We start from the raw sequence: 991 nt of genomic DNA, 5'->3' as shown, positions 1-991 counted from the left end.
TGAACCGTACCGGGTTTGTCGGAGACAGTTTATTTAAGTTAGGCTACCTGACCTAACGGATTAATTTTATCATAGTACATTGCTTCAAAATCAAAAGGTGACACATAACCTAGCGCACTATGTACACGTTCTTTATTGAACCAATCTACCCAGTTTAGTGTCGCAAGTTGTACATCTGCTAAACCTTGCCAATCTGCTTTTAAATATTCAATCACCTCTGTTTTGTATAAGCCATTCATCGTTTCAGCCAAAGCATTATCGTATGAATCACCGGTCGTACCGACTGATGCCCTTAAATTTGCTGCTTCTAAACGATTGGTATAGCGAATAGAAAGATACTGTACGCCTCTGTCACTATGATGAATCACGTTCTTTGGCATGCCTCGATCATGCAATGCTTGCTCCAGTGCATCGAGCACCATGTCTGTATTCATACGTGTTGATACTTTCCATCCAACAATTGCTCGTGAGAACACATCAATAATAAAGGCGGTATAGACCCAGCCTGCATTTGTTTGAATATACGTGAAGTCAGCGACCCACAGCTGGTCAGGCTGATCAGCACTAAAATTGCGTTTCACCAAGTCATCTGCTCGTTTTTGATCATCTCGGCTACGGGTAGTTTGTTTATTCTTACCACGCCAAACACCTTGTATACCTAGCTTTTGCATCAATCGAGCAACTGTACAGCGCGCAATAATATAGCCTTCACGTTTCAGTTTTTGCCAAACTTTACGTACACCATATCGACCTGAACTTTCCTTCCAAATTCGTTTAATTTGTTCAGCATGATGCAAGTCATGTAAATCTCGTTTCGCTCGATGTTCTGGATTGTCCGCGAGATCTAAAGTTCGGTAATAGGTTGAAGGTGCGATAGGTAAAATTCTACAAATCGCCTCGACTCCGTACAGCTCTTTATTATTATGGATAAAATCCACCATTATTTGTGTGGGCGGTCGAGCTCCGCCTGGGCGAAAAAAGCGGCTGCTTT

Annotated in this window: 1 protein-coding gene and 1 other annotated feature; the gene reads right to left on the bottom strand. The window is 42.2% G+C overall.

Translation table 11 applies throughout. The features are described 5' to 3' along the window. Positions 1 to 38: 38 nt before the first annotated feature. A partial coding sequence (locus HLH16_RS07810; protein WP_171528885.1) for an IS3 family transposase occupies positions 39 to 991 on the bottom strand: 953 nt, incomplete at its 5' end. Next, positions 867 to 983: a sequence feature (AL1L pseudoknot), on the bottom strand. Its footprint overlaps the gene before it by 117 nt.

Origin of the sequence: Acinetobacter sp. ANC 5378 (genome assembly GCF_013004315.1) — a bacterium.
Classification (GTDB): Bacteria; Pseudomonadota; Gammaproteobacteria; order Pseudomonadales; family Moraxellaceae; genus Acinetobacter.
Note: the sequence above shows the minus strand (reverse complement) of the source record. Positions and strands in the feature narration are given on the sequence as shown.